General features: G+C 69.0%; 24 protein-coding genes. 15 read left to right on the plus strand and 9 right to left on the minus strand.

The window, feature by feature from the left end:
* Positions 1–52 precede the first annotated feature (52 nt).
* Genes atzF through AC4BAR_RS04115 form a run of 8 tightly spaced genes read left to right on the plus strand, consistent with a single transcriptional unit; the run spans position 53 to position 7,226 of the window.
* The gene (gene atzF, locus AC4BAR_RS04080) at positions 53–1,783 is read left to right on the plus strand and encodes an allophanate hydrolase (RefSeq protein ID WP_490626530.1); all 1,731 of its coding nucleotides are present in this window, start codon (positions 53–55) and stop codon (positions 1,781–1,783) included.
* A gap of 45 nt (positions 1,784–1,828) precedes the next feature.
* Entirely contained in the window at positions 1,829–2,854 is a 1,026-nt protein-coding gene (locus AC4BAR_RS04085) for an ABC transporter substrate-binding protein (RefSeq protein ID WP_490626531.1), read from the plus strand.
* A gap of 3 nt (positions 2,855–2,857) precedes the next feature.
* Complete coding sequence (locus AC4BAR_RS04090) at positions 2,858–3,694, plus strand: ABC transporter permease (protein ID WP_490626532.1); 837 nt, start codon at positions 2,858–2,860, stop codon at positions 3,692–3,694.
* Positions 3,691–4,512 (plus strand): ABC transporter ATP-binding protein, encoded by an 822-nt coding sequence (locus tag AC4BAR_RS04095; RefSeq protein ID WP_490626533.1) that lies wholly within the window; start codon positions 3,691–3,693, stop codon positions 4,510–4,512. Before AC4BAR_RS04090 ends, AC4BAR_RS04095 begins: the two co-directional genes overlap by 4 nt.
* 15 nt (positions 4,513–4,527) lie before the next feature.
* Positions 4,528–4,731, plus strand: a complete 204-nt coding sequence (locus tag AC4BAR_RS04100; RefSeq protein WP_490626534.1) for a DUF4089 domain-containing protein — start codon at positions 4,528–4,530, stop codon at positions 4,729–4,731.
* The gene (locus AC4BAR_RS04105; RefSeq protein ID WP_490626535.1) at positions 4,728–6,125 is read left to right on the plus strand and encodes an AtzE family amidohydrolase; all 1,398 of its coding nucleotides are present in this window, start codon (positions 4,728–4,730) and stop codon (positions 6,123–6,125) included. Before AC4BAR_RS04100 ends, AC4BAR_RS04105 begins: the two co-directional genes overlap by 4 nt.
* Positions 6,126–6,129: 4 nt before the next feature.
* Positions 6,130–6,504, plus strand: a complete 375-nt coding sequence (gene hpxZ, locus AC4BAR_RS04110; protein ID WP_490626536.1) for an oxalurate catabolism protein HpxZ — start codon at positions 6,130–6,132, stop codon at positions 6,502–6,504.
* The gene (locus AC4BAR_RS04115; RefSeq protein ID WP_490626537.1) at positions 6,501–7,226 is read left to right on the plus strand and encodes a GntR family transcriptional regulator; all 726 of its coding nucleotides are present in this window, start codon (positions 6,501–6,503) and stop codon (positions 7,224–7,226) included. Before hpxZ ends, AC4BAR_RS04115 begins: the two co-directional genes overlap by 4 nt.
* A gap of 28 nt (positions 7,227–7,254) precedes the next feature.
* Here the strand turns inward: AC4BAR_RS04115 and AC4BAR_RS04120 are convergent, their stop codons facing one another.
* Entirely contained in the window at positions 7,255–7,572 is a 318-nt protein-coding gene (locus AC4BAR_RS04120) for a DUF2917 domain-containing protein (RefSeq protein ID WP_490626538.1), read from the minus strand.
* Between the two features lie 154 nt (positions 7,573–7,726).
* On the opposite strand from AC4BAR_RS04120, the gene AC4BAR_RS04125 reads away from it, so the two are divergent.
* Positions 7,727–8,623 (plus strand): LysR substrate-binding domain-containing protein, encoded by an 897-nt coding sequence (locus tag AC4BAR_RS04125; RefSeq protein ID WP_490626539.1) that lies wholly within the window; start codon positions 7,727–7,729, stop codon positions 8,621–8,623.
* Here AC4BAR_RS04125 and serB read toward each other — a convergent pair.
* Both serB and mfd read right to left on the minus strand, forming a co-directional pair.
* The gene (serB, locus tag AC4BAR_RS04130) at positions 8,620–9,342 is read right to left on the minus strand and encodes a phosphoserine phosphatase SerB (protein ID WP_490626540.1); all 723 of its coding nucleotides are present in this window, start codon (positions 9,340–9,342) and stop codon (positions 8,620–8,622) included. The genes AC4BAR_RS04125 and serB overlap by 4 nt on opposite strands.
* Positions 9,339–12,821, minus strand: coding sequence for a transcription-repair coupling factor (gene mfd, locus AC4BAR_RS04135; RefSeq protein ID WP_490626541.1), 3,483 nt, complete (start codon positions 12,819–12,821; stop codon positions 9,339–9,341). Before mfd ends, serB begins: the two co-directional genes overlap by 4 nt.
* 64 nt (positions 12,822–12,885) lie before the next feature.
* On the opposite strand from mfd, the gene ispD reads away from it, so the two are divergent.
* A complete protein-coding gene (gene ispD / locus AC4BAR_RS04140; protein WP_490626542.1) occupies positions 12,886–13,620 on the plus strand; it encodes a 2-C-methyl-D-erythritol 4-phosphate cytidylyltransferase in 735 nt (244 codons plus the stop codon).
* A complete protein-coding gene (gene ispF, locus AC4BAR_RS04145; RefSeq protein ID WP_490626543.1) occupies positions 13,617–14,102 on the plus strand; it encodes a 2-C-methyl-D-erythritol 2,4-cyclodiphosphate synthase in 486 nt (161 codons plus the stop codon). Before ispD ends, ispF begins: the two co-directional genes overlap by 4 nt.
* Positions 14,103–14,108: 6 nt before the next feature.
* Here ispF and AC4BAR_RS04150 read toward each other — a convergent pair whose 3' ends face one another.
* On the minus strand, positions 14,109–15,470 hold the full coding sequence (locus AC4BAR_RS04150) for a sensor histidine kinase (RefSeq protein WP_490627188.1): 1,362 nt from the start codon (positions 15,468–15,470) through the stop codon (positions 14,109–14,111).
* An 88-nt stretch (positions 15,471–15,558) separates the two neighbouring features.
* Positions 15,559–16,290: an osmolarity response regulator transcription factor OmpR gene (ompR, locus tag AC4BAR_RS04155; protein WP_490626544.1), complete on the minus strand. Its 732-nt coding sequence runs from the start codon at positions 16,288–16,290 to the stop codon at positions 15,559–15,561.
* A 170-nt stretch (positions 16,291–16,460) separates the two neighbouring features.
* Here ompR and AC4BAR_RS04160 point away from each other — a divergent pair, with 170 nt between their 5' ends.
* Genes AC4BAR_RS04160 through AC4BAR_RS04170 form a run of 3 tightly spaced genes read left to right on the plus strand, consistent with a single transcriptional unit; the run spans position 16,461 to position 18,053 of the window.
* Positions 16,461–16,733 (plus strand): hypothetical protein, encoded by a 273-nt coding sequence (locus tag AC4BAR_RS04160; RefSeq protein ID WP_490626545.1) that lies wholly within the window; start codon positions 16,461–16,463, stop codon positions 16,731–16,733.
* A gap of 49 nt (positions 16,734–16,782) precedes the next feature.
* Positions 16,783–17,484 carry an SIMPL domain-containing protein gene (locus tag AC4BAR_RS04165; RefSeq protein ID WP_490626546.1) on the plus strand — a complete coding sequence of 234 codons (702 nt, stop codon included), beginning with the start codon at positions 16,783–16,785 and terminating at the stop codon, positions 17,482–17,484.
* Positions 17,481–18,053, plus strand: a complete 573-nt coding sequence (locus AC4BAR_RS04170; RefSeq protein ID WP_490626547.1) for a lipocalin family protein — start codon at positions 17,481–17,483, stop codon at positions 18,051–18,053. Before AC4BAR_RS04165 ends, AC4BAR_RS04170 begins: the two co-directional genes overlap by 4 nt.
* A 15-nt stretch (positions 18,054–18,068) precedes the next feature.
* On the opposite strand, the gene AC4BAR_RS04175 is transcribed toward AC4BAR_RS04170, so the two are convergent.
* Positions 18,069–19,364, minus strand: a complete 1,296-nt coding sequence (locus AC4BAR_RS04175) for a c-type cytochrome (protein WP_490626548.1) — start codon at positions 19,362–19,364, stop codon at positions 18,069–18,071.
* On the minus strand, positions 19,361–20,026 hold the full coding sequence (locus tag AC4BAR_RS04180; RefSeq protein ID WP_490627189.1) for a c-type cytochrome: 666 nt from the start codon (positions 20,024–20,026) through the stop codon (positions 19,361–19,363). Before AC4BAR_RS04180 ends, AC4BAR_RS04175 begins: the two co-directional genes overlap by 4 nt.
* A 197-nt stretch (positions 20,027–20,223) precedes the next feature.
* Between AC4BAR_RS04180 and AC4BAR_RS04185 the strand changes: the two genes are divergently transcribed.
* Complete coding sequence (locus tag AC4BAR_RS04185; protein ID WP_490626549.1) at positions 20,224–21,645, plus strand: aminotransferase-like domain-containing protein; 1,422 nt, start codon at positions 20,224–20,226, stop codon at positions 21,643–21,645.
* On the opposite strand, the gene AC4BAR_RS04190 is transcribed toward AC4BAR_RS04185, so the two are convergent.
* Positions 21,642–22,469: a glycosyltransferase family 2 protein gene (locus AC4BAR_RS04190; RefSeq protein WP_490626550.1), complete on the minus strand. Its 828-nt coding sequence runs from the start codon at positions 22,467–22,469 to the stop codon at positions 21,642–21,644. The genes AC4BAR_RS04185 and AC4BAR_RS04190 overlap by 4 nt on opposite strands.
* A complete protein-coding gene (locus AC4BAR_RS04195) occupies positions 22,456–23,784 on the minus strand; it encodes an O-antigen ligase family protein (RefSeq protein WP_490626551.1) in 1,329 nt (442 codons plus the stop codon). Before AC4BAR_RS04195 ends, AC4BAR_RS04190 begins: the two co-directional genes overlap by 14 nt.
* Between the last annotated feature and the right edge of the window lie 65 nt (positions 23,785–23,849).

Raw genomic sequence — 23,849 nt, forward strand, 5'->3', positions numbered from 1 at the left:
GCTTGGCACGCCGCTTGCATCTCAACTTGTATACAAGTTTGGATGCTTCATCATGGTGCAAATCCTCGCAAACGCTGTGGCCACCCCATCGACGACGCCGGTGGGTGCCCCGGCCTCGGCCGCGTCGGCCTGGACACTGCGGCCTGGCACGGTGTTGCCAGGGGCGGACAAGGGCCCGTTGAGCGGGCTGTGCTTTGCGGTCAAGGACAACATCGACGTGGCCGGCTGGCCCACCACCGCCGCCTGCCCGGCCTTTGCCTACACCCCCACCGCCCACGCCAGCGTGGTGCAGCGCCTGCTCGACCACGGTGCATCGCTGGTGGGCAAAACCAACCTTGATCAGTTCGCCTGTGGCCTGAATGGCACCCGCTCACCTTTCGGGGCGGTGCCCAATGCCTTCGACCCGGCCCTGGTGTCGGGCGGCTCCAGCTCCGGCTCGGCCCATGTGGTGGCGACCGGCCAGGTCGACTTTGCGCTGGGCACCGACACCGCCGGCTCGGGCCGGGTGCCAGCGGGACTCAACAACATCGTCGGCCTGAAGCCGTCCAAGGGCCTGGTCAGCGCCCGCGGTGTGGTGCCGGCGGCCCAGAGCGTGGACTGCGTGTCCATCTTCGCGCGCAACGTGGGCCTGGCCGCCCAGGTGCTGGCCGCGGCCATGGCGCCCGACCCGCTGGACCCGTACAGCCGCCACCTGCCCATGACCCAGCCGGCCTGGGGGCAGGGCTTTCGCTTCGGTGTGCCCGACCGGCTGGACTTTTTTGGCGATGGCCTGGCCGAGGCGGCGTTTGCCGAGGCGGTGGCCCGGCTGCAAACCCTGGGCGGGGAGCCCGTGGTGATTGACTTCAGCCCGCTGCAGCAGGTGGCCGCCTTGCTCTACGACAGCGCCCTGGTGGCCGAGCGGTATGCCGCGGTGCGCGGCTTTTTTGACGCCCACGAAGACCAGGTGATGGAGCCGGTGCGCGGCATCCTGGCCCAGGGCCGGCGGTACAGTGCCGCCGACTGGTGCGATGCCCAGACCCGGTTGCACAGCCTGGCGCAGCAGGCCGCGCGGCTGTGGCAGGGCATGGACCTGCTGCTGGTGCCCACCGCGCCCACCCACTACCCGATTGCGCAGATGCTGGCCGACCCGGTGGCGCTGAACCGCAACCTCGGGGCCTACACCAATTTCGTCAACCTGCTGGACTACGCCGCGCTGTCGGTGCCCAGCAGCCTGCGGCCCGACGGCCTGCCGTTCGGCGTCACGCTGATCGGCCAGGCCGGCAGCGACTGGGCACTGGCCGAGCTGGGCCAGCGCTACCACCAAGCCACCGGTTTGTTGCAGGGCGCCACGCCAGAGCCTCTGCCACCCCCGCAGGTCATCGCCGGGCTGGCCCGGCCGGCCACGGTGCGGGTGGCGGTGGTGGGTGCCCATTTGTCGGGCATGCCGCTGAACGGCCAGCTCACCGAGCGCGGGGCCACGCGGGTGGCGGTGACCGAGACCGCGCCGCTCTACCGCCTCTATGCCTTGCCCGGCACCCAGCCACCCAAGCCCGGCCTGCTGCGGGTAGCGCCGGGCGAAGGCGCGGCCATTGCGCTGGAGGTGTGGCAGATGCCTGTGGCCCAGTACGGCAGTTTTGTGGCCCTGATTCCCTCGCCGCTGGGCATTGGCACTTTGACGCTGGCCGATGGCAGCACGGTGCAGGGCTTTGTCTGCGAGCCGGCTGCGCTGGCCGGCGCCCAGGACATCTCGCACCTCGGCGGCTGGCGCCGCTACATCGCCTCGTTGCCGGCCCTCGGTGCCTGAACCGATTGTTTTCATCCCATCCGACCCACCCACCTGGAGAACGCCATGACCGACACCCGCCCCCCCGTGATCAACGCCGCCGTGCCCGATGGCCAGCGCCGCCAGCTGCTGGCCGGCGCCGCCTCGGCGGTGGCCCTGGGTGCGCTGGCCGCACCGGCCATCGTGCGGGCCCAGAGTGGCCCCAAGATCCGCATCGGTTACTGGCCGGTGGCGGCCGGTCTGCCCTTTTTTGTGGCGATGGAGAAAGGCTATTTCAAGGACGAGGGCCTGCAGGTCGAGGCGCTGAAGTTCGCTGGCGCCCAGCAGGTGATGGAGGCCATGCTGGCTGGCCGCTCGGACGGCAGTGCCAACGGCACCGGCTCGGGCAACCTGGGGGTGGGCGAGCTGGCCTCGCCGGGGCTGTACAAAATCATCGCCACCAACCCCAGCAACGCCAAGTACGTGCTGGACGAGTTTCTGGTGCCGAAAGACAGCCCGGTCAAAAGCATCGCCGAGCTCAAAGGCAAGCGGGTGGCGTCGGGCCCCGGTATCCAGAACAAGACCCTGGCCATGGTGGTGCTGGAGCGGGCTGGCGCCACCGGCGCCACCGTGGTCGAACTGCCGATTGGCCAGCATGTGGCTGCGCTGGCGGCCGGCCAGGTGGACGCGGTCTACACGCTGGAGCCCACCGGCACCGTGGGCAGGCTCAATGGCACGACCCGGCTGCTGGAGGCGGGGGTGATCGCCAAATACATCCTGGGTGATCCGTTGGCGCCCTGGCATGGCGGCTCGGCGGCGCTGACCTCCGAGTTCATCCAGAAGCACCCGGCTGAAACCAAGAAGTACATCGCGGCCTACGCCAAGGGCATTGCGCTGGTGCGCAACAAGCCCGACGAGGCCCGCCAGTACCTGAAGGGCTACACCGCCATCGAGGGGCCGCTCACCGGCGAGGTGCCGCTGGCCTCCTACATGCTCTACAACGAGTTCAAGCCGTCCGACATCGCGGCCTTCCAGAAGTTCTTTGATCTGTTCACCGAGAAGGGTGTCTTCGACAAGAAGCTGGTGGTGGACAACCTGCTCTACAAAGGTTGAGCCATGGCCGACACCCCACTCACCCCCGGCGCCCCGGCGGCGCCCTGGAGCGCCAGCAACCCGGCCCCACCCACCGCACCCAAGGCCTGGCCCTGGGGCCGTTTGCTGCCCTTCGTCGGCCCGCTGGCCTTGTTCATCCTTTGGGACATCGTGGTGCGGGCTGGCTGGATCAAGGCCATCCTGCTGCCGGCGCCGTCCGACACCATCGCCACCCTGGTCACCGGCCTGCTGGGTGGCCCGCTGTTGCTGGATTTTGCGGTCACGGTCTGGCGGACGGTGCAGGCGTTCTTGATTGCCGCCGTCATCGGCATGCCGCTGGGGGTGCTGCTGGGCAGCAACGAGAAGGCCTACCGCAGCGTGGAGTTCTTGATCGACTTTTTCCGCTCCACGCCCAGCTCGGCGCTGATCCCGCTGTTTCTGCTGATCTTCGGGGTGTCGGACATCAACAAGGTGGCGATTGCCGCGTTTGGCGCCTTTTTGATCGTGGTCTTCAACAGCGCCTACGGTGTCATCAACGCACGCAAGCAGCGGGTCATGGCGGCCAAGGTGATGGGGGCCTCGCGCTGGCAGATCTTCAAGGACGTGCTGATCTGGGAGAGCCTGCAACCCAGTTTTGTAGGGTTGCGCTCGGCGGTGTCGATGGCGCTGGTGATCGTCATCGTGGCCGAGATGTTCATCGGCTCCGACAACGGCCTGGGCCACCGCATCATCGACGCCCAGCAGGTGCTCAACGTCAAGACCATGTACGCGGCCATTCTGGCCGCCGGGGCCTTGGGTTACGCACTGAACATTCTTTTCCTCGTGGCCGAGCGCCGCATCGTGCACTGGAGTGGAAGATGAGCACCGTCCTCAATGGCCCCGTTTACGCCGACGTGCCGGCGCCCGTTTTCAAGCCCGGCCCCGAAGGCACCCACATCACCATCCGCGGCCTGACCAAGTACTTCGCCGGCTGGCCGCTGTACGAGAACTTCGACCTCGACATCCCCAAAGGAAAAATCGTCTCGGTCTTCGGCCCCAACGGCTGTGGCAAAAGCACGCTGATCAACATGATCGCCGGGCTGATCCCCATCGACTCGGGCGAGATCCTTTTCGACGGCAAAAGCCTCAAAGACACCAAGATCGGCTACGTGTTCCAGAACTACCGCGAGGCCATGTTCCCGTGGATGCGCACCATCGACAACATCGCCTACCCGCTGCAGCTCGAAGGCCGCAGCAAGGCCGAGGTGGACCGTCGCATGGCCGAGCTGGTGGCCTCGTTCGACGTGAAGTTCGACCTCAACCGCTACCCCTACGAGCTGTCGGGCGGTCAGCAGCAAACGGCATCGATCATGCGGGCGCTGGCACCCGGTCCCGAGGTGCTGTTCCTCGACGAGCCTTTCTCGGCGCTGGACTTCGAGATGACGCTGTTCATCCGCGAAAAGCTGCAAGAGGTCTTCATGCAAACCGGCACCACCATGCTGCTGGTGTCGCATGACCTCGAAGAAGCGGTCTACCTGGCCGACCAGGTGCTGCTGCTGACCAAACGCCCCACCCGGGTGGCCGAAATCCTGCGCTACGACGACCCACGGCCACGCACCGTGGCCACCTTGTCGGAGCCCAGCTTCATTGCGATGCGCAAGCTCAGCCTGGAGATCTTCCAGCGCGAAGTGCGGCGCTGAACCGGGAGGCCCGCCATGAACGACAGCCAGGCCCTGGCCTATGTGACCGCCAGCGCCGCCGCGCTGGGCCTGCCGCTGGACGCGGTGCAAGCCCAGCGGGTGGCCGGCCATTTGCAGCGCACGGCAGCCATGGCCGTGCTGCTGGACGCGTTGGCCCTGACGCCGCACGACGAGCTGGCCGAAATCTACCGGCCCGCCGCCGTGCCCAGACCGTCATGACCACCAGCGCATTGACGGGTTCGGCCGCGATGCTGGGCGCGCTGGCCCGTGGCGAGGTGGGCGCGCACCATTGGCTGGAGGCCTGCATCGCCCGGGTGCAGGCCAGCGACGGTGCCGTCAACGCCTTCACCGACCGCTGCTTTGCGCGGGCCCGTGCCGAGGCCGATGCGGTGGACCGGCGCCGCCAGCAGGGCGAACGTTTGTCGCCGCTGGCCGGTGTGCCCTATGCGGTGAAGAACTTGTTCGACATCCAGGGCCTGTCCACCCGGGCCGGCTCCAGGATCAACCGCGACCACCCACCGGCCACCACCGACGCGGTGCTGGTGCAGCGGCTGCGTGACGCCGGGGCCTTGCTGCTGGGCGCGCTGAACATGGACGAGTACGCCTACGGCTTCACCACCGAAAACAGCCACGACGGCGCCTGCCACAACCCCCACAACCTGGCCTGCACCGCCGGCGGGTCGTCTGGCGGCTCGGGCGCGGCGGTGGCGGCCGGTCAGGTGCCGCTGGCGCTGGGCTCGGACACCAACGGCTCCATCCGCGTGCCGGCCTCGCTGTGTGGCGTCTGGGGGCTCAAGCCCACCTTCGGCCGGTTGTCGCGGCGCGGCAGCTACCCCTTTGTGCACAGCATCGACCACCTGGGCCCGCTGGCCGACAGCGTGACGCTGCTGGCCTGGGCCTACGACGCGCTGCAGGGCGCGGACCCGCTGGACCCGGGCTGCCAGGCCACCGCCGTGCAGGCCGTCACGCCCCTGCTGGACGAGGGCGTGGCCGGTCTGCGCATCGGGGTGCTGGGCGGCCATTTCCACGACCACGCCAGCCCGGCCGCGCGCGCGGTGCTGGCCACGGCAGCCCAGGCCCTGGGCGCGGTGGACACGGTCACCTGGCCCGACGCGGCCCAGGCCCGTGCGGCGGCCTTTGTCATCACCGCCAGCGAAGGCGGCAGCCTGCACCTGGACGACCTGCGCACCCGGGCCAGCGATTTCGAGCCGCTGTCGGTGGACCGTTTCATCGCTGGTGCCTTGCAGCCGGCCGCCTGGTATGTGCGTGCCCAGCGTTTCCGCCGCCTGCACCGCGAGCGGGTCAACGCGTTGTTCACGGAATGGGATCTGTTGCTGGCCCCGGCCACGCCGGTGGCCGCACCGCCGCTGGGCACCGAGTGGCTGGAGATCAACGGCCAACGCCACCCCTGCCGGCCCTCGCTGGGCCTGTTGACCCAGCCCATCTCGCTGTCGGGCTGTCCGGTGGTGGCCGCGCCGCTGTGGCCGCAGGGCACCGACGGCCTGCCCATCGGCGTGCAACTCATTGCCGCCCCCTGGCGCGAGGACCTGGCGCTGCGTGCGGCCCGGGTGCTGGAGCAGGCCGGGGTGGCCCACACCAACGCGGTAGAGTAAGCCCATGGACGTCAACCTTCCCGCGGTGCTGGCCGAGGTCACCGCCGCTTTCGAACGCTACGAGCAGGCCCTGGTGAGCAACGACGTGGCCACCCTGATGGCCTTGTTCTGGGACAGCCCGCACACGCTGCGCTACGGCGTCACCGAAAACCTCTACGGCCATGACCAGATCAACGCCTTTCGCCAGGCGCGCAGCCCCTCGGGCCTGGCGCGGCGGGTGCTCAAAACCGTGATCACCACCTACGGCAACGACTTCGCCACCGCCAACATCGAGTTCCAGCGCGACGGCAGTGTGGCCACTGGCCGGCAAAGCCAGACCTGGGTGCGCCAGCCCGAGGGCTGGCGGGTGGTGGCCGCCCATGTGAGCCTGCTGCCATGATGGCCACCGGTGGGGCGGTGCCCGGCGACAAGGCCTTTCGGTCCCGCGCCGATGCGGTTTACGAGCAACTCAAGCGCGACATTGCCGAGTTCACGCTGGTGCCGGGCGACCGTTTCACCGAGAACGAACTGAGCGAGCGGCTGGGTGTGTCGCGCACGCCGGTGCGCCAGGCCCTGACCCGGCTGCAGCAGGAGGGGCTGATCCAGGTCTTGTTCCGCAGCGGCTGGCGGGTGCTGCCGTTTGACTTCGAACGCTTCGAGCAGCTCTACGACCTGCGCATGGTGCTGGAGACCACCGCGGTGCAGCGGCTGTGTGCCGACACCGGTGCCATGGCCAGGCCGGAGATGGCGGCGCTGGCGGCCATCTGGCTGGTGCCAGCGGCCCAGCGCTTTTCAGACCCGGTCCAGGTGGCCGAGTGGGACGAGGCCTTCCATTGCGCGCTGGTGGCGGGTGCGGGCAATGCCGAGATGGCGCGGGTGCACCGCGAGGTGACCGAACGCATCCGGATGATCCGCCGCCTCGACTTCACCCAGCAGCCCCGCATGGACGCCACCTACGACGAACACGCCAAGATCCTGCAGGCGGTGCAGCGGGGCCGGGCCGACCAGGCCAGCCTGCTGCTGCGCACCCACATCGAGACCAGCCAGAAAGAGGTGCGCAAGATCACGCTGCACCAGGTGCACTTGGCGCGACAGAGCGGCCAGGGCCCCCGGACGGGCTGAGCGGGCGTGGGCGCTCAGCCCGACAGGTTCACTGTGGCAGCGGCTCCAGCCGCAGGCCTTTGGCGGCACCCAGGCGCCAGCCGCTGGGCTGGGCCGCAGCCTGCACGCTGATGCACGACGGCTTCATCGCGTAAATCAGCGCCCGCCGGTGCTCCGGCGTGGTGAAGCTGTCGCTGGCCTCCAGCACGATGTCGCGCGGGTCACCGTCCAGCGTGATCCACACCGTGCCATTCCGGCACAGGATGTGAACACCCGCCGCGTCGGGCACGCTGAACAGCGCGTCGCGGCGCAGGCCGAGGTCAAAGCGTTGCGGGGGCGGGGCATTTTTTTCACTAAGGTATCGCATCGCTGTTCCTTTCGGTGGGGGTGACGATGGCCTCACTGTAGGCCGCCTGGTGTTGCAGCGACAGCGTTCATATGGAACTCGTTGCATGCACAATGGGAATGTGAAAACACCAACCACCACCCCAACCCCAGCCCCCTTGCCAGGGCGGGGCGCCTTGCCGCCGCTGGACCTGCTGGTCAGCTTCGAGGCGGCGGCCCGCCACCTGAGCTTCACCGAGGCGGCGCACACCCTGAGCCTGACGCAGTCGGCGGTGAGCCGGCAAATCCAGCAGCTGGAGCGGTCGCTGGGCGTGCTGCTGTTCGAGCGCCGGCACCGCGCGCTGGCGCTCACCGAATCAGGGCTGGTGCTGCAGCGGGCGGTGGCCGACAGCCTGGAGCGGCTGCGCGACGCCACCGCGCGGGTGCGGGCCGGACCGGCCAGCCGGCAGGTGGCGCTGACCACCACACCGGGCTTTGCCTCGCTGTGGTTGATTCCCCGGCTGGCCGGCTTCACCGCCACCCACCCGGCGGTGGACGTGCGCATTTCGGCCACCTTCGAGGTGGTGGACCTGGCCCGCCAGCAGATGGACCTGGCGGTGCGTTTCGCGCCCAGCACCAGCCAGCCCGGCGTGCCCCTGTTCGAGGAGACGGTGCTGCCGGTGTGTGCGCCGGCCCTGGTGCGACAGCGCGGCGCGCCGCTGCGCCAGCCGGCCGACCTGGTGCGGCACACGCTGCTGGCGGTGGACGCCCCGACGGGCGATGCGGTGCCGGTGGACTGGTCGCCCTGGCTGGCGGTGATGGGGCTGGACGGGCTGACGGTGAAGAACACCTTGCGTTTCACCCAGTACGCCGACGCGGTGGCGGCCGCCGTGGCCGGCCAGGGGGTGGTGATTGGCCGGCTGCCGCTGCTCGATGGGCTGCTGCGCAGCGGCCAGCTGGTGGCGCCGTTTGGCGCCCGGGCCGCGTCAAGCCGTGGCTACTTTGTCGTCCCGGGCCGGCGTGCCACCCACAACCCGGATGCACAGGACTTCATGCGCTGGCTGCAGGCCGAGGCGCAGGGAAACGCCGTTTAGCGCAGCAGTTCCAGCAGCCGGTCCAGCCCGCCGGACTCGATAGCCACCATGGCCTGCTCACGGACCTTGGGCTTGGCGTGGTAGGCCACGGACAGGCCGCCAGCTTCCGAACATGCGGCCATCATGGGCAGGTCGTTGGCGCCGTCGCCCACGGCGATGCACTGGCCGGGCTCAATGCCCAACAGCGAGGCCACTTCCAGCAGCGTGCGGCGCTTCTCGGCGCCGTCGCAGATGTCGCCCCAGCTCTGCGTCACCACCTCGCCGGTGAGCTGGCCGTTGGCCTCGGCCAGCAGGTTGGAGCGGGCGTAGTCGATGTCCAGCCGCGCCTTGACCCGGTTGGCAAAAAACGTGAAGCCGCCCGACACCAGCAACACCTTCAGGCCGGCGGCCCGGCAGGCAGCCACCAGCGTGTCGGCGCCGGGGTTCAGCCGCAGGCGCTCGTCGTACACCTGCTGCAGCGCGGCCACCGGCACGCCCTGGAGCAAGGCCACGCGGCGGCGCAGGCTCTCTTTGAAGTCCTTGATTTCACCGCGCATCGTGGCCTCGGTGATGGCGGCCACCTCGGCCTTTTTGCCCACCGCGTCGGCGATCTCGTCGATGCACTCGATGTTGATCAGCGTCGAGTCCATGTCGAAGGCGATCAGCTTGAAATCGCTGAGTTGGAGCGGCGGGGTGAAGCCCTGAACGGTCAGGCCGGGGGCGAATGCGGTGCGGGTCATGCGGGGCTGGTTTCCGTGGTCGGCTGGCCCAGGCTGCGCAGCACGTCGCGCACCATCTGGGCCCGGTCTTTGGGGTCTTTGAGTTCGCGCTCGATGCGCAGCTTTTCATTGCCCACCAGTTTGATGTGGCGGTTCTTCTGGATCAGGTGGATGATTTTCATCGAGTCCACCGGTGGGTTGGGCCTGAAGGTGATGTGGGTCACACCGGGTGCGGCGTCCACCTTCACCACGCCATAGGGCTTGGCCAGCACCCGCAGCCGGTGCACGTCCACCAGCGTTTGCGCTTGCGGCGGCAGCTTGCCGAAGCGGTCAACAATTTCCTCCAGCAGCGCGTCGATCTGGTCGGTGTTCTTGGCGGTGGCGAGTTTTTTGTAAAAGCTCAGGCGCAAATGCACATCGCCGCAGTAGTCGTTGGGCAGCAGGGCGGGGGCGTGCAGGTTGATCTCGGTGGTGACCGACAGGGGGCTGAGCAGGTCGGGTTCCTTGCCGTCTTTGAGGCAGCGCACCGCTTCTGAGAGCATCTCGTTGTAGAGCTGGAAACCCACCTCCAGCATGTTGCCGCTCTGGTTCTCGCCCAGCACCTCGCCGGCGCCGCGGATCTCCAGGTCGTGCATGGCCAGGTAAAAGCCCGAGCCCAGTTCTTCCATCTGCTGGATCGCGTCCAGCCGCTGCGAGGCCTGTTTGGTCAGGCTGTCCTTGTCGGGCACCATCAAGTAGGCGTAGGCCTGGTGGTGGCTGCGACCCACGCGGCCCCGCAGCTGGTGCAGCTGGGCCAGGCCGAACTTGTCGGCCCGGCTGATGACGATGGTGTTGGCGGTGGGCACGTCGATGCCGGTCTCGATGATGGTGGAGCACAGCAGCAGGTTGTGTTTTTGCGCGATGAACTCGCGCATCACCCGCTCCAGCTCGCGCTCCGGCATCTGGCCATGGGCCACCGCGATGCGGGCCTCGGGCAGGATTTCTTCCAGCCGGGCTCGGCGGTTTTCGATGGTCTCGACCTCGTTGTGCAGAAAGTAGACTTGGCCGCCGCGCTTCAATTCGCGCAGCACCGCTTCGCGGACCACGCCGTTGCCCTCGTTGCGCACAAAGGTCTTGATGGCCAGCCGGCGCTGCGGCGCGGTGGCGATCACGCTCAGATCACGCAGGCCTTCCAGCGCCATGCCCAGCGTGCGCGGGATGGGGGTGGCGGTCAGCGTCAGCACATCGACTTCGGCGCGCAGCGCCTTCATCGCTTCTTTGTGGCGCACACCGAAGCGGTGTTCCTCGTCGATCACCAGCAGGCCCAGGTTGGCGAACTTCGTCGATTCACTGAGCAGCTTGTGGGTGCCGACCACGATGTCCACCGTGCCGTCGGCCAGGCCCTTGAGCGTGGCGTTGACTTCCTTGCCCGAGCGGAAGCGGCTCACCTCGGCCACCTTGACCGGCCATTTGGCGAAGCGGTCTTTCAGCGTCTGGTAATGCTGTTCGGCCAACAGCGTGGTGGGCGCCAGAAAGGCCACTTGCTTGCCGCCGGTGACGGCGACAAAACAGGCCCGCAGCGCCACTTCGGTTTTACCAAAGCCCACGTCGCCGCAGACCAGGCGGTCCATGGGCCGCGGGCTGATCATGTCCTGAATCACCGCATGGATGGCGGCGCGCTGGTCGGCGGTTTCATCTAAACCGAAGTCGTTGGCAAAGGTCTCGTAGTCCTTGGGCGCGTAGCGGAAGGCATGGCCTTCGCGGGCGGCGCGGCGGGCGTAGATGTTCAGCAGCTCGGCGGCCGAATCGCGCACCTGCTCGGCGGCGCGGCGCTTGGCCTTTTCCCACTGGCCGCTGCCCAGTTTGTGCAGTGGCGCCTCGTCGGCGCTGACGCCGGTGTAGCGGCTGATCAAATGCAGCTGGCTCACCGGCACATAGAGCGTGGCCTTGTCAGCGTATTCCAGGTGCAGGAACTCCTGAACGGCGGCGCTGCCGTCGGCGTTCTTCTCGCCCAAATCAAGGTTCACCAGGCCGCGGTAACGGCCAATGCCGTGGGCGCTGTGCACCACCGGGTCGCCCACATTGAGCTCGCTCAGGTCCTTGATCAGCGCTTCGACGTCGCTGACCTGTTCCTGTTTTTTGCGGCGGCGGGTGGTGGGGCCGGCGGCGAACAGCTCGGTCTCGGTGACGAAGTCGATGCCGGGCTCCACCCAGCCAAATCCCACGGTGAGCGGGGCCACCGTGATGCCCAGCTTTTCGTCACTCGCCTCGAACTCGGCCAGCGAGTCGAAGGCGGGCGGCGAAATGTTGCTGGCGCGCAGAAAGTCCAGCAGGCTGCTTTGGCGGCCTTCGCTTTCGGCCAGCACCAGCACCCGGTGGGCGCTGTGGCTAATGTGGTCTTGCAGTTTGGCCAGGGGCTCGTCGGCACCGCGCACCACGGCCAGGCTGCCGAGCTGGGTGAAGGCGGCGTCGTCGACCAGTTCGTTCAGTGCCGGGCGAATGGCGAGTTGCGCGTGCTGGTTGGCCAGTGCATAAAACTGCTCGGTGCCGAGGAACAGCGCCTCGGGCGGCAGCACCGGGCGCTCGGGGTCGCCATGCACCAGGCGGTGGCGGTCTTTGGTGTCCTGCCAGAAGCGTTGGAAGGCCGGCTCCAGCTCGCCGTGCAACACCACGGTGGCGGTCTGTTCGGCGCTGGCGCCCAGGTAGTCGAACACGGTGGCGGTGTCGTCAAAAAACAGCGGCAGGTAGTACTCGATGCCAGCGGTGGCGACGCCGTTGCCGATGTCCTTGTAGATGCGGCTTTTGGTGGGGTCGCCGTCCAGCAGCTCGCGCCAGCGGTTGCGGAACTTGGCGCGGGCCGCGTCGTCCATCGGGAACTCGCGGCCGGGCAGCAGCCGCACCTCGGGCACCGGGTAGAGGCTGCGCTGGCTGTCGGGGTCGAAGGTGCGGATGGAGTCGATCTCGTCGTCGAACAAATCCACCCGGTAGGGCACCAGAGAGCCCATGGGGAAGAGATCGATCAGGCCGCCGCGCACCGCGTACTCGCCGGGGCTGACCACCTGGGTCACATGGCTGTAGCCGGCCAGTGTCAGCTGGGCTTTGAGCTTGGCCTCGTCCAGCTTTTGTTTGACCTTGAACTGGAAGGTGTAGCCGGCCAGAAAGGCCGGCGGCGCCACCCGGTACAGCGCGGTGGTGGCGGGCACCACCACCATGTCGGCCTCGCCTTGCGACAGCCGCCACAGCGTGGCCAGGCGCTCGCTGATCAGGTCCTGGTGCGGCGAGAAGGCGTCGTAGGGCAGGGTCTCCCAGTCGGGGAACAGCGCCAGCCGCAGCGTGGGCTGGAAGAAGGCCATCTCGTCCAGCAGGCGCTGGGCGTCGTTGGCGTCGGCGGTGACGACCAGGGTGCGCCGGCCGGCCGCGCGTTCGCGTTCGCCGAGGCGGGCCAGCAGCAAGGCGTCGGCCGAGCCGGCGGGTCGGGGCAGCGTGTAGCGCTTGCCGGGGGTGAGTTTGGGAAGGTCCACTGGGGTTCAGCAATGGCAAACACCCCCCGCTGGATGGCGGGGGGTGTGCGGGGCTGATTTTAGAATGGGCCCCACACCCATGAACGACGCCTCGCCCAATCCCGACCCGACGCGAGGACTTCGCCCCCGCTGCTTCGCCCTGATTCCCTGTGCCGGCACCGGCTCGCGGGCCGGCGAGGGCCCGCCCAAGCAGTACCGGCCGGTGGCCGGCCAGGCGCTGGTGTGGCACACCTTGGCGGCCTTTCTGGCCGTGCCACGCATCGCCCACACGCTGCTGGTGGTGTCGCCGGGCGACGGCTTCTTTGACGGCCATGCCGCCGCCGGCTGGTCGGCGGAAGCCTGCGGTGGCGAGACCCGGGCGCAGAGCGTGACCCACGGCCTGCAGGCGCTGGCGCAGCAGGGCGCGCTGCCGCACGACTGGGTGCTGGTGCACGACGCGGCGCGCTGTTTGGTGACACCGGCGCAGATCAACGCGCTGATCGACGCCTGCTGGGCCGACGCCGTGGGTGGTCTGCTGGCCCAGCCCTTGCCCGACACACTGAAAAGTGCTGCCGCCGGCCGGGTGGCGCAGACCATCGACCGCAGCGACAAATGGCTGGCGCAAACGCCGCAGATGTTCCGCCTGGGCACGCTGGCCGCGGCCTATGCCCAGGCCGGCGCCCTGGTGACGGACGAGGCCAGCGCCATCGAGGCCACCGGCGGCAAGCCCCTGCTGGTGCCCGGCGGCGCGCAGAACTTCAAGGTGACCTACCCCGATGACTTTGTGCTGGCCGAGGCCGTTTTGAGGAGCCGCCAATGACTGCGTTCAACATCCGTGTCGGCGAAGGCTGGGACGTGCACGCGCTGGTGCCCGGGCGGGCGCTGGTGCTGGGCGGGGTGAGCATTCCGCACAGCGCCGGTCTGCTGGGCCACTCGGACGCCGACGCGCTGCTGCACGCCATCACCGACGCGCTCTTGGGCGCGGCCGGCCTGGGCGACATCGGCCGCCATTTTCCGGACACCGACGCGCAGTTCCGTGGTGCCGATTCGGCCGTGCTGCTGGCCGAGGCCGCGCGCCGGGTGGTGGCGCAGGGTTGGCAGATTGGCAATGTGGACAGCACGGTAGTGGCCCAGGCGCCGCGGCTGGCGGCCCACATCCCGGCCATGTGTGGTCGCATCGCTGAAGCGCTGGGCCTGGCGCCCGAGCAGGTCAATGTGAAGGCCAAGACGGCCGAGAAGCTGGGCCCGGTGGGCCAGGGTCTGGCCATCGAGGCCAGGGCCGTGGTGCTGCTGTTCCGCTGAAGCGGCTCAGGCCTTCTTGGCCTGCTGCAACTCGATGTGGGCCGCCAGACCGCCTGCCTGCACGTTGACCAGCTCCAGTCGGCCGCCCATGCGGGTCACGGTCTTGTCCACGATGGCCAGCCCCAGGCCGGCGCCCTTGGCCGAGGTGCGGGCCTGGTTGCCGCGGAAGAAGGGGGTGGTCAGCTGGGGCAGCAGGTCGGGTGGTACGCCGGGGCCCTGGTCGCGCACCCGCAACATCACCCGCTGGTCGCGCGCCCGCGCCGAGATGTGGACCCGGGCCACCCCGTCGCTGGGACTCTTGCCGTAGCGGCGGGCGTTCTCCAGCAGGTTGGACACCACCCGCGACAGCTCCACCGCGTCGGCCATCACATGCAGCGACTGCGGCATGTCCAGCGTGACCTCGATGTCGGGCGCCTGCCGCAGCGCAAAGGCCGCCGCCTCCACCACGCCGTTCAGCTGCACCCGGGTCAGCGTGACCTGTTCCGGGCGGGCGTAGTCGAGGAACTTGCCGATGATGGCGTCGAGCTGGGCGATATCGGCCACCATGTGGGCCTGGGCGTCGGGGTCCGACACGCTCATCTCGGTTTCGAGACGCAGCCGGGCCAGCGGGGTGCGCAGGTCGTGGCTGATGCCGGCCAGCATCACCGCGCGGTCACGCTCCACCTTGGACAGCTGCTCGGCCATGCGGTTGAAGCCCACGTTGAGCTGGCGGATCTCGCTGGTCATCGCGTGCTCGTCGAGCCGGCTGGCGGCGAAATCGCCGTCGCGCAGCCGGCTGGTGGCGAACGACAGCCGCTGCAGCGGCCGGTTGATCAGCCGCGCCATCAGCGCCGCGCCCAGCAGCGACAGCAGCACCGCGCTGGCCAGCCAGATCAGCCAGGTCTTGCCGCCCACCGGGCCGATGCGCTCGGGGTCGGTCAGCAGCCAGTAGTCGTCGCCGTCGATGTTGAACCCCACCCACAGGCCGGGCTCGCCATTGACCTCGCTGGCCACCGCGGTGCCCGGGCCCAGTGTGGTGGTGAGTTCGGCCGAGATGCGGCCACTGAGCGAGTCGCGGGCGTAAGGGGTGTAGGTGTCGGTGGGTTCGCGCGGCGCGATGCGCACCCCTTCCTGCTCGGCCAGCGTCTTGATCAGCGACACCCGGGCAATCGCGTCGGCATAGACCAGCGCGGCCCGGGTCAGGTTGACCAGGGTGGCGATCTGGTGCGCGCTCTGAATGGCGCGCGGCTCGAATTCCTGGGCCCGGAAGGTCTGTTGCCAGACCATGATGCTGCCCAGCAGCAAGGCGGCCAGCATCACAAAGGTGCGCCAGAACAGGCTCAGCGTCAGGCGCGGCCGCGGCGGGACGACCGGCTCGGCCTCGGCCACGTCCGCCGGCGGCGCGGTGTTGGCGGGCGGAAGGTCGGACAGTCTCAAGGCGGCGGCCTTCGGTGGGGTGGTGTGGGCGAGGCGGGGCTCAGGCCGCGCCGTCCGGCACAAACACGTAGCCCACGCCCCACACCGTCTGGATGTGGCGTGGCGTGGCCGGGTCGGTCTCTATCATCTTGCGCAGCCGCGAAATCTGCACGTCCAGGCTGCGGTCAAAGGGCTCGAAGCCGCGGCCCCGCGCCAGCTGGGCCAGCTTCTCGCGCGACAGCGGCTGGCGCGGGTGGCGCACCAGGGCCTTCAGCATCGCGAACTCGCCGGTGGTCAAAGGCACCTCGTCGCCGCCCTTGTGCAGCGTGCGCTGACCCATGTCGAACACAAAGGCGCCAAAGCTCACCGTTTCGTCTTCGCTGGACGGCGCGCCCGGCACCTCGGCCGGCGGGCGGCGGCGCAGCACCGCATGGATGCGGGCCAGCAGCTCGCGCGGGTTGAAGGGCTTGGCCAGGTAGTCGTCGGCGCCGACCTCCAGACCGACGATGCGGTCGACGTCCTCGCCCTTGGCGGTGAGCATGATGATGGGGGTGCGGTCGTTGGCGGCGCGCAGGCGGCGGCAGATCGACAGGCCGTCTTCGCCGGGCATCATCAGGTCGAGCACGATCAGGTCCACCGTGTCGCGCAGCAGCGCGCGGGTCAGGCCCTTGCCGTCTTCGGCCAGCAGCACGTCAAAGCCTTCCTGGGCCAGGTAGCGGCGCAGCAGGTCCCGGATGCGGGTGTCGTCGTCGACCACCAGGATTTTGTCGAGGCGGGGGGTGGGGGCATTCATGGCCGTGGGGCTTCGCCGGAAGTTGTAACAAGCGCATTGTGCCGGGGCGAACCGGGGTGCGCGAGGGTGTGGCGAAGGGTTGACACACTGTTACAAAACTTGTGACATCGTCAGGCGGCTTGGCGACAATGGGTCGTCTCGCTGCGGCGTTCAGCCGTTAAGGTAGCACCATGACCGCGATCCGCCGTTTCCTCTCCGTCGTTGCACTGGCCTGTTGGGCCGTGTTGCCGCCGGCGTGGGCCCAGCAGGCCACGGTGCAGACGGTGCAGGGCGACCCGGCGCAGCGCCGCATGGACCTGCGTTGGGCGCTGACCCGGGCCCAGGAACGTTCGGCGCCCGGCGACGCCAATCCCATGCCGAGTCAGCGCCAGTTGAACGCCGACGAGCGGGCGCAGCTGCGCTCCCAGTTGCGCGAGCACAACGGGCAATTCCAGCGCCGTTGACGTTTCGGCCCGGCCCTTTGGGCCATTTGCAACCGATTGAAAGCCCCCGATGTCGAGAACCCTTTGGACCCTGGCGCTGCTGTGCGCCGCTGCGGGTGCCGCCGGCGCCCAGCCGCTGGCGGCCCCACCGAGCAACACCGTTCAGCTGGCGGCCAGTGCCGCGGTCGATGTGCCACAAGACCTGCTGTCCATGACGCTGGCGACCCAGCGCGAGGGGGCTGACGCGCAGCAGGTCCAGACCCAGCTGAAAACCGCTCTGGATGCCGCGCTGACCGAGGCCAGAAAGGCCGCCCAGCCTGGCCAGCTGGACCTGCGCACCGGCGGCTTCCACCTGTCGCCTCGCTATGGCAAGGACGGCAAGCTCAACGGCTGGCTGGGCTCGGCCGAGCTGGTGCTGGAAGGCCGTGACATGGCCCGGATCGCCGCCACCGCCGGGCGGCTGCAGACGCTCAGCGTGTCGCAGGTCGGCTTCGGCCTGAGCCGCGAACAGCGCCAGCGGGCCGAGGCCGAGGTGCAGGCCCAGGCGATTGCCCGTTTCCGTGACAAGGCCGGCGAGATTGCCAAGGCCTTTGGTTTTGCCGGCTACACGCTGCGCGAGGTGGCGGTGCAGGCCAACGACCAGGGGCATCAGCCCATGCCGCGCATGATGGCCATGGAGGCGCGCGCGGCCATGGCCGACGCCGCAGTGCCGGTGGCGGCGGGCAAGACCACGGTGACGGTCAACGTGTCCGGCTCGGTGCAGCTGCAATGAGCCGCTGGTCCAAGGCCTTGGCGGTCGTCTGTGTGGGCGTGGCCCTGAGCGCGGCGGCCCGCGCAGAGGAGCCGTTGCCGGTGGTGTCGGTCGACTTGGCGCGTTACGCCGGCACCTGGTACGAGATTGCCCGGCTGCCCAATTTTTTCCAGCGCAACTGCGACCGCGATGTGGTGGCGCAGTACACGCCACAGCCCGATGGCACGGTGGCGGTGCTGAACCAGTGCGCCGAGGCCGATGGCCACCGCCTGTCGGCCAGTGGCTTGGCCCGTCGGGTGAACCAGCCAGGGGCGCCGGACGCCGGCCAGCTGCAGGTGCGTTTTGCCCCGGCCTGGCTGTCTTGGTTGCCGCTGGTCTGGGGCGACTACTGGGTGATGGGCCTGGACACCAGCTACCGGGTGGCGCTGGTGGGGGCGCCGAATCGCCGCTACCTGTGGTTGCTGGCCCGCGAGCCGCAACTGCCCGACGCGGTGGTCGACCACTGGCTGGCCCAGGCCAAGGCCGAGGGTTTTGCCACCGAGCAGGTGGTGCGCACCCGGCAAAGCGGTGCGCTGACCAAGGTGCCCTGAGGCCGACGGGCCGGTTCAGGGGCGCGCGCTGTCCCTGTGGCGGGCCACGTCCAGCTCACTGACCGCACCGGCGTCGTTGCCCCAGTGGCTGCGCAAATGGCTCAGCACCGCCGCCACCTCGCGGTCGCTCAGCACCAACACATAGGGCGGCATGCCAAAGGGCCGCGGGTTGCCAGCGGTGGCCGGGGCGAAGCCGCCCTGCAGCACGGTCTGCACCAGGTTGGTGGTCTGGGCCAGGGTCACCGCGCGGTTGCCGGCCAGGGGCGGGTAGGCGCCGGGCACCCCCTGGCCACGTTCGCCATGGCAGGCCACGCAATGCTGTTCATAGACCTTGGCACCCAGTTGCGCGAAGGCGGCGGAAGCGATGGCCTTGGCCGGCGTGGGGGCCGGTGCCGCAGGGGGCAGGGCCTGCAGGTAGGTCACCATGGCACGCAGGTCGGCGTCGTTCAGGTGCTGGGTGCTGTGGCGCACCACCTCGGCCATCGGTCCGGTCACCACCGCGCGGTCGGTCTGGCCGGTTTTCAGCAGCTGCACCGCCTCGTCCAGCGGCCAGTGGGCCAGGCTGGCCTCGCCCGCGTCGGTCAGCGAGGGGGCGTACCAGTTCTGTGAGGGGATCAGGCCGCCCGCCAGGTCCAGCGTGTCGTCGGTGGCGCCCAGCGCGTTGCGGGCGCTGTGGCAGGCGCTGCAATGCCCCAGGCCCTTGACCAGATAGGCGCCGCGGTTCCATTCGGCGCTGCGCTGTGGGTCGGGTGCGCTGGCGCCGGCGCTGAAGTACAGCGCCCGCCAGACTGCCAGCGCGGCCTGGGTGTTGTACGGAAAACGCAGCGTGTGGGGCGGGCTGGCCTGGGCCACCGGCGGCAGGCTGCCGAGGAAGGCAAACAGCGCGTCGGCGTCGTCGCGGCCGATCTGGGTGGTGTTGGGGTAGGGGAAAGCGGGGTAGAGCAGCCGGCCGTCTTTGGAGCGGCCATGGTGCAGCGCGCGCCAGAAATGGTCGGCCGTCCACCGCCCCAGGCCGGTGTCGGCGTCGGGCGTCAGGTTGGACGCGTAGACCGTGCCGAAGGGCGTGGCAATGCCGCGCCCACCGGCATAGGCCGCGCCGCCCTGGGCGGTGTGGCAGCCGGCGCAGTTGCCGGCCCGCGCCAGGTAGGCCCCGCGGGCGAGCTGTTCGGCCGACGGTTTCCAGGCGGCCAGCGTGGAGGCGCTGGCATCGAGCGGGGCTTCGCCGCGCAGGTTCAGGTGCCAGATCAGCGCGGCGGTGCCGGCCGCCAGCAACAGGCTGGCCCCCAGGACCATGGCAAGGCGCTTGCTCATCGCACCCCCATCGGGACGGCGCTGCCGCAATCGGGTGTTTTCACCGCCGCCGCGCGTGTCGGGGCCCGCAACGCAGGGTGGGGGTTGGCGGGCAGGGGCTGGGCGGCCAGCCAGCTGGCCACTGCGGTGACCTCGTCGCCGCTGAGCTGCTGGGCCACCTGCTGCATGCAATCGGGCGCATGGGCCTGGCGCTGGCCGGCACGCCAGGCGCCGAGCTGGGCATTGATGTAGTCGCGGGGCAGGCCCAGCAGGCCGGGCACGGCCGGCGACACGCCGGTCATGGCCTCGCCATGGCATTGCACACAGGCCGGCAGGCCCCGGGCCGGGTCGCCTTGCCGCACCAGTTGCTCGCCCCGGCGCAGCACCTCGGCCGGGGCCGCTGGCGGCTGTGGTGGCGGGTAGGGCAGGTCCAGCGCCGCAAAGTACCGGGCGATCTCCATCAAATAGGCGTCGGTGAGCGGGGCGGTCAGGCCAGCCATCAGGCCATAGTGGCGGCGGCCATCGCGGAAATTCAGCAGCTGGTTGTAGAGGTAGCCGGCCGGCTTGCCGGCGATGCGCGGGTAGTAGCCGTCGCTGGCCGCGCGGCCCTGGGGGCCGTGGCAGGCGGTGCAGGCCAGCGTGCGCTGGGCCATGCTGTCTTCGAACGGGGCGGGGGCAGCCATGGCGGCCACGGGTGCGATGGCTAGCGCCAGCAGGCGGGCGAGTCGCCGCAGCAGGGGGGAGTGGGGTGCGTTGGTGTTCACGGTGTTTGCATCATGCCGCCGGGCAGCGCTGCGGGTAAGCAGCAGATGCCACGATTAAAACCATACCAGATGGTTTTTTGTGAGAATTCACCATATCAGATGATGGATGCCCAACAATGAAGCGCTACGAACAGCTGGCCGAGTGGCTGGCCACCGACATCCGCAACGGGCGGCTGGCCCCGGGCACGCGGCTGCCGTCCATCCGCAGCCTCACTGCCCAGCATGGCCTCAGCGCCTCCACTGCCTTCCAGGCCTATTACCGGCTGGAAGAAAAAGGCCTGGTGCGGGCCCAGGAACGCTCGGGTTACTTCGTCACCGGCCACCCGGCGCGGACGCTAGCCGCGCCGGTGCACCCGGTCGCGGTGCGACGGGCGCCGGCGGTGGTGGACATCAGCGAGCTGGTTTTTTCTGTGCTGGTGTCCATGCAAGACCCCGGCATCGTGCCCTTTGGTTCGGCGTTTCCCGGGCCGACGCTGTTCCCGCTGGCCCGGCTGGCACGCTCGCTGGCCCGTTCGGCGCGCAGCCTGCAGCCGGCCGACACCGTGTCCAGCCTGTCACCCGGCCATGCCGGCCTGCGCCAGCAGATCGCGCTGCGTTACCTGGCCATGGGCATGGCCCAGCCGGCCGAAGAACTGGTGGTGACCCATGGCGCGCTGGAGGCGCTGAACCTGTGTTTGAGCGCGGTGACCCGGCCGGGCGACCTGGTGGCGATCGAGTCACCGGGCTTCTATGCCAGCCTGCAGGCGCTGGAGCGGCTGGGGCTGAAGGCGGTGGAGATTCCGGTGCATGCCGACGGCGGGCTGGACCTGGCCGCCCTGGCGCAGGCGCTGAAGCGCCACCCCATCAAGGCCTGCTGGTGCATGACCTCGTTCCAGAACCCCACCGGTGCCAGCATGAGTGAGGAGAAAAAGCGCGCGCTGGTGGCCTTGCTGGCCCGCCATGAGGTGCCCCTGATCGAGGACGATGTGTACGGCGAGCTGTACTTCGGTCCGCGTTGCCCCTTGCCAGCCAAGGCCTTCGACACCCAGGGCCTGGTGATGCACTGCAGCTCGTTCAGCAAGACGCTGGCGCCGGGCTACCGCATCGGCTGGGTGGCGCCGGGGCGTTTTGGTGAACGCGTCGAACGTCTCAAGCTGACCACCACGCTGTCGGCCAGCCTGCCGGCGCAGATGGCCTTGGCCGACTATTTGCAACATGGTGGCTATGACCGGCATTTGCGCAAACTGCGCCATGCGCTGGAGGCCCAGCAGGCGCAGATGCTGCAGGCCATCGCCCGCCATTTTCCGCCTGGGGTGCGGGTGTCGCGGCCGCAGGGCGGCTACTTTGTGTGGGTGCAGTTTGCCGAAGGCTTTGACGCGCTGCGCCTGCACCAGCAGGCGCTGGCCGAAGGCATCAGCGTGGCGCCGGGCCCGATTTTTTCAGCCCACCGTGGCCACCGCCATGGCCTGCGGCTCAACCACGGCCACCCCTGGGAGCCGCGCTTCGAGACCGCCATGGCCACGCTGGGGGCGTTGGCCAGGGAGCAAGCTGCGGGCTAGTAAGCCCAGTTGAACTGGCCGTTCTCCCGCACGCCGTGCAGGCACAGGCCAAACTCGGCCCGCTCCTGGGCATTCCAGGCCTTCAGCTGTTTGACGCGTTGGTGCTTTTTCCATTTGCGCTCGATGAAGGACTGGCCCAGCAGCCGGTAGTTGTGGCGGTCGCTCAGGCCTTGTTTCTCCGACAGGCCGCGCTCCTGTTTCATCGCCTTCTGGGTGATGGAGCCGTAGTGGTGCAGCCAGGACGAGCCCACCGTGCCGCTGGGGATGCCGGCGCGGTCGAGTTGGTTGAAGAACAGCGTGTCCTCAAAACCCCACAGCGAGGGCGTGGGCTGGAAGTAGCCGATCTGGTCCCACACCGAGCGGTGCACCAGCATGCACACGCCATGGCGGGCGCCGCGGCGCACCACGTCGCGCATGCGGGCGCTGGCGTCCACCGCAAAGGCGTCAAAGTCGTAATCCAGCGGGCCTTCGACCAGCGCCGGGCAGACGAATTGCAGCCCGTGCTGGCGGGCGCTGGCCACCAGGCTGTCGAGCCAGCCGGCCGACACCAGCACGTCGTTGTTCATCACCACCGTCCATTCGGCCTGCAGCGCCAGCGCGCCCTGGTTCCAGGCCACGCCGCAGCCCAGGTTGCCCTGGTTGAAGACCCGGCCACCCAGCGGCAGGGTCTGCAGGTAGTGCCGGGTGTCGTCGGTGGAGCCGTTGTCCACCACCACCACCCGCGACAAATCGGTGCCGTGCTTGACCAGGCTGTCGACACACTGGCGGGTGTAGTCGACCTGGTTGTAGCAGGCAAAGGTGATGGCGTAGTCAGGCGGGTTCATGGTCATCCTCCAGCAGCGCGCTCGCCCCCAGCGCTGCCACCAGCAGGCCGTAGAACGAGGCGATGTAAATCAAATTGAACACTTCGGTGTTGATGCTGGACACCAGATAGCCCAGCACCAGGGCCAGGCCCAGAAAACCGGTCAGGCGCCGTTGGTGGCCACCCCGGCGGGCCGCCTGGGCAAACACCACCAGCGGCACGCCCAACAGCAGCAGCCGCGACAGCAGCCCCAGGCTGCCGGTGTGCATCATGCTGCTCAGCACCTCGTTGTGGCCGCCGTAGCTGAGGTACCAGAATTCGAACAGCGGGGTGGAGAACGCGGCAATCGCCGGAATGGCGCGCAGCGGCGGCGGTGCTGCAAAGCCCCAGCCGGCCAAGGGCTGCTCGAGGAACAGCAGCCAGTTGGCCCGCCACATCGACAGCCTGATGCCCGGCGAGGTGTCGCGGTTGCTGCCATTGAAATAGGCCTGGTATTCACCCAGCGCCAAGTCCACCCGCATTTGCACGGTGGCCGAGCCGGCATAGGCCAGCCAGCACACCGCCACCACGGCCACCAGCGCCAGGCCGATCTTCAGTGGGCTGCTGTGGCGCTTGACGCCCACAATCCACAACAGCGCCAACACCGGCACGATGACCCAGGCGCTGCGCGACTGCGTGCCCAGTGACACCGCCAGCGCCACCGGCACCGCCCCCCATTGCAGCACTGACAGGCCCAGCCCGCCCGCGCGCAGCACACCGACGCAAAAAAGCGCCATGAAACCCAGGATGGTGATGTGCTGGCCCAAGGTCAGCGGGTCGACAAAATAGGTGGCGAAGCGGCCATCCCAGAAATAACGGGCGGCGTTGGGGTTCAGAAAGATGGATGCGGCGCACAGCCAGACCGCCAGTGGCAGCGCCCAGGCCGCCAGTGGCAGCAGGTTGACCCGGCGCAGCAGCAGCCACAGCAGCAGCACGGCCGACAACATCAGCCGCAAGGGCGAGTCGAAGGCCCGCGGCACCCATTCGTGGTGGGCCCATTGCGAGACCACCACCGCGATGAAGGGCGAGACCAGCGCTGCCAGCAGCCAGCGCACCGCGGGGCGCCGCAGCAGCACCCGCAGTTCGGCCCGCTGGCGGAACAGCTGCCACAGGCCCGCCAGGCACAGCAGCACCAGCAGCGCGTTGAGCCAGCCGCGCAGCACCAGGTAGCCAGCCAGGGCCAGCGGCAGGCCCAACGCCGGCAGCAGGTCGCTGGGACGGGGCTGGTGGTGGCGCAGCACACCCGCGTGGTGCAGCCGGTTCAGCAGGCCGGAAAGTCGGGCGTCAGGCAAAGCCATGGGTGATGGAGGAAGGAGGGTGTCAGAGGAAGGGTGCGTTTCACCGGCGTCACAGGGGCGGCTGG

The sequence above is a fragment of the Rhodoferax sp. SPJ4 genome (assembly GCF_058216275.1).

Bases quoted from the DNA above. Each gene is read 5' to 3' on its own strand.
- atzF (WP_490626530.1), top strand. From the start codon at position 53: ATGGTGCAAATCCTCGCAAACGCTGTGGCCACCCCATCGACGACGCCG.
- AC4BAR_RS04085 (WP_490626531.1), top strand. From the start codon at position 1,829: ATGACCGACACCCGCCCCCCCGTGATCAACGCCGCCGTGCCCGATGGC.
- AC4BAR_RS04090 (WP_490626532.1), top strand. From the start codon at position 2,858: ATGGCCGACACCCCACTCACCCCCGGCGCCCCGGCGGCGCCCTGGAGC.
- AC4BAR_RS04095 (WP_490626533.1), top strand. From the start codon at position 3,691: ATGAGCACCGTCCTCAATGGCCCCGTTTACGCCGACGTGCCGGCGCCC.
- AC4BAR_RS04100 (WP_490626534.1), top strand. From the start codon at position 4,528: ATGAACGACAGCCAGGCCCTGGCCTATGTGACCGCCAGCGCCGCCGCG.
- AC4BAR_RS04105 (WP_490626535.1), top strand. From the start codon at position 4,728: ATGACCACCAGCGCATTGACGGGTTCGGCCGCGATGCTGGGCGCGCTG.
- hpxZ (WP_490626536.1), top strand. From the start codon at position 6,130: ATGGACGTCAACCTTCCCGCGGTGCTGGCCGAGGTCACCGCCGCTTTC.
- AC4BAR_RS04115 (WP_490626537.1), top strand. From the start codon at position 6,501: ATGATGGCCACCGGTGGGGCGGTGCCCGGCGACAAGGCCTTTCGGTCC.
- AC4BAR_RS04120 (WP_490626538.1), bottom strand. From the start codon at position 7,572: ATGCGATACCTTAGTGAAAAAAATGCCCCGCCCCCGCAACGCTTTGAC.
- serB (WP_490626540.1), bottom strand. From the start codon at position 9,342: ATGACCCGCACCGCATTCGCCCCCGGCCTGACCGTTCAGGGCTTCACC.
- ispD (WP_490626542.1), top strand. From the start codon at position 12,886: ATGGGCCCCACACCCATGAACGACGCCTCGCCCAATCCCGACCCGACG.
- ispF (WP_490626543.1), top strand. From the start codon at position 13,617: ATGACTGCGTTCAACATCCGTGTCGGCGAAGGCTGGGACGTGCACGCG.
- ompR (WP_490626544.1), bottom strand. From the start codon at position 16,290: ATGAATGCCCCCACCCCCCGCCTCGACAAAATCCTGGTGGTCGACGAC.
- AC4BAR_RS04160 (WP_490626545.1), top strand. From the start codon at position 16,461: ATGACCGCGATCCGCCGTTTCCTCTCCGTCGTTGCACTGGCCTGTTGG.
- AC4BAR_RS04165 (WP_490626546.1), top strand. From the start codon at position 16,783: ATGTCGAGAACCCTTTGGACCCTGGCGCTGCTGTGCGCCGCTGCGGGT.
- AC4BAR_RS04170 (WP_490626547.1), top strand. From the start codon at position 17,481: ATGAGCCGCTGGTCCAAGGCCTTGGCGGTCGTCTGTGTGGGCGTGGCC.
- AC4BAR_RS04175 (WP_490626548.1), bottom strand. From the start codon at position 19,364: ATGAGCAAGCGCCTTGCCATGGTCCTGGGGGCCAGCCTGTTGCTGGCG.
- AC4BAR_RS04180 (WP_490627189.1), bottom strand. From the start codon at position 20,026: ATGGCTGCCCCCGCCCCGTTCGAAGACAGCATGGCCCAGCGCACGCTG.
- AC4BAR_RS04185 (WP_490626549.1), top strand. From the start codon at position 20,224: ATGAAGCGCTACGAACAGCTGGCCGAGTGGCTGGCCACCGACATCCGC.
- AC4BAR_RS04190 (WP_490626550.1), bottom strand. From the start codon at position 22,469: ATGAACCCGCCTGACTACGCCATCACCTTTGCCTGCTACAACCAGGTC.
- AC4BAR_RS04195 (WP_490626551.1), bottom strand. From the start codon at position 23,784: ATGGCTTTGCCTGACGCCCGACTTTCCGGCCTGCTGAACCGGCTGCAC.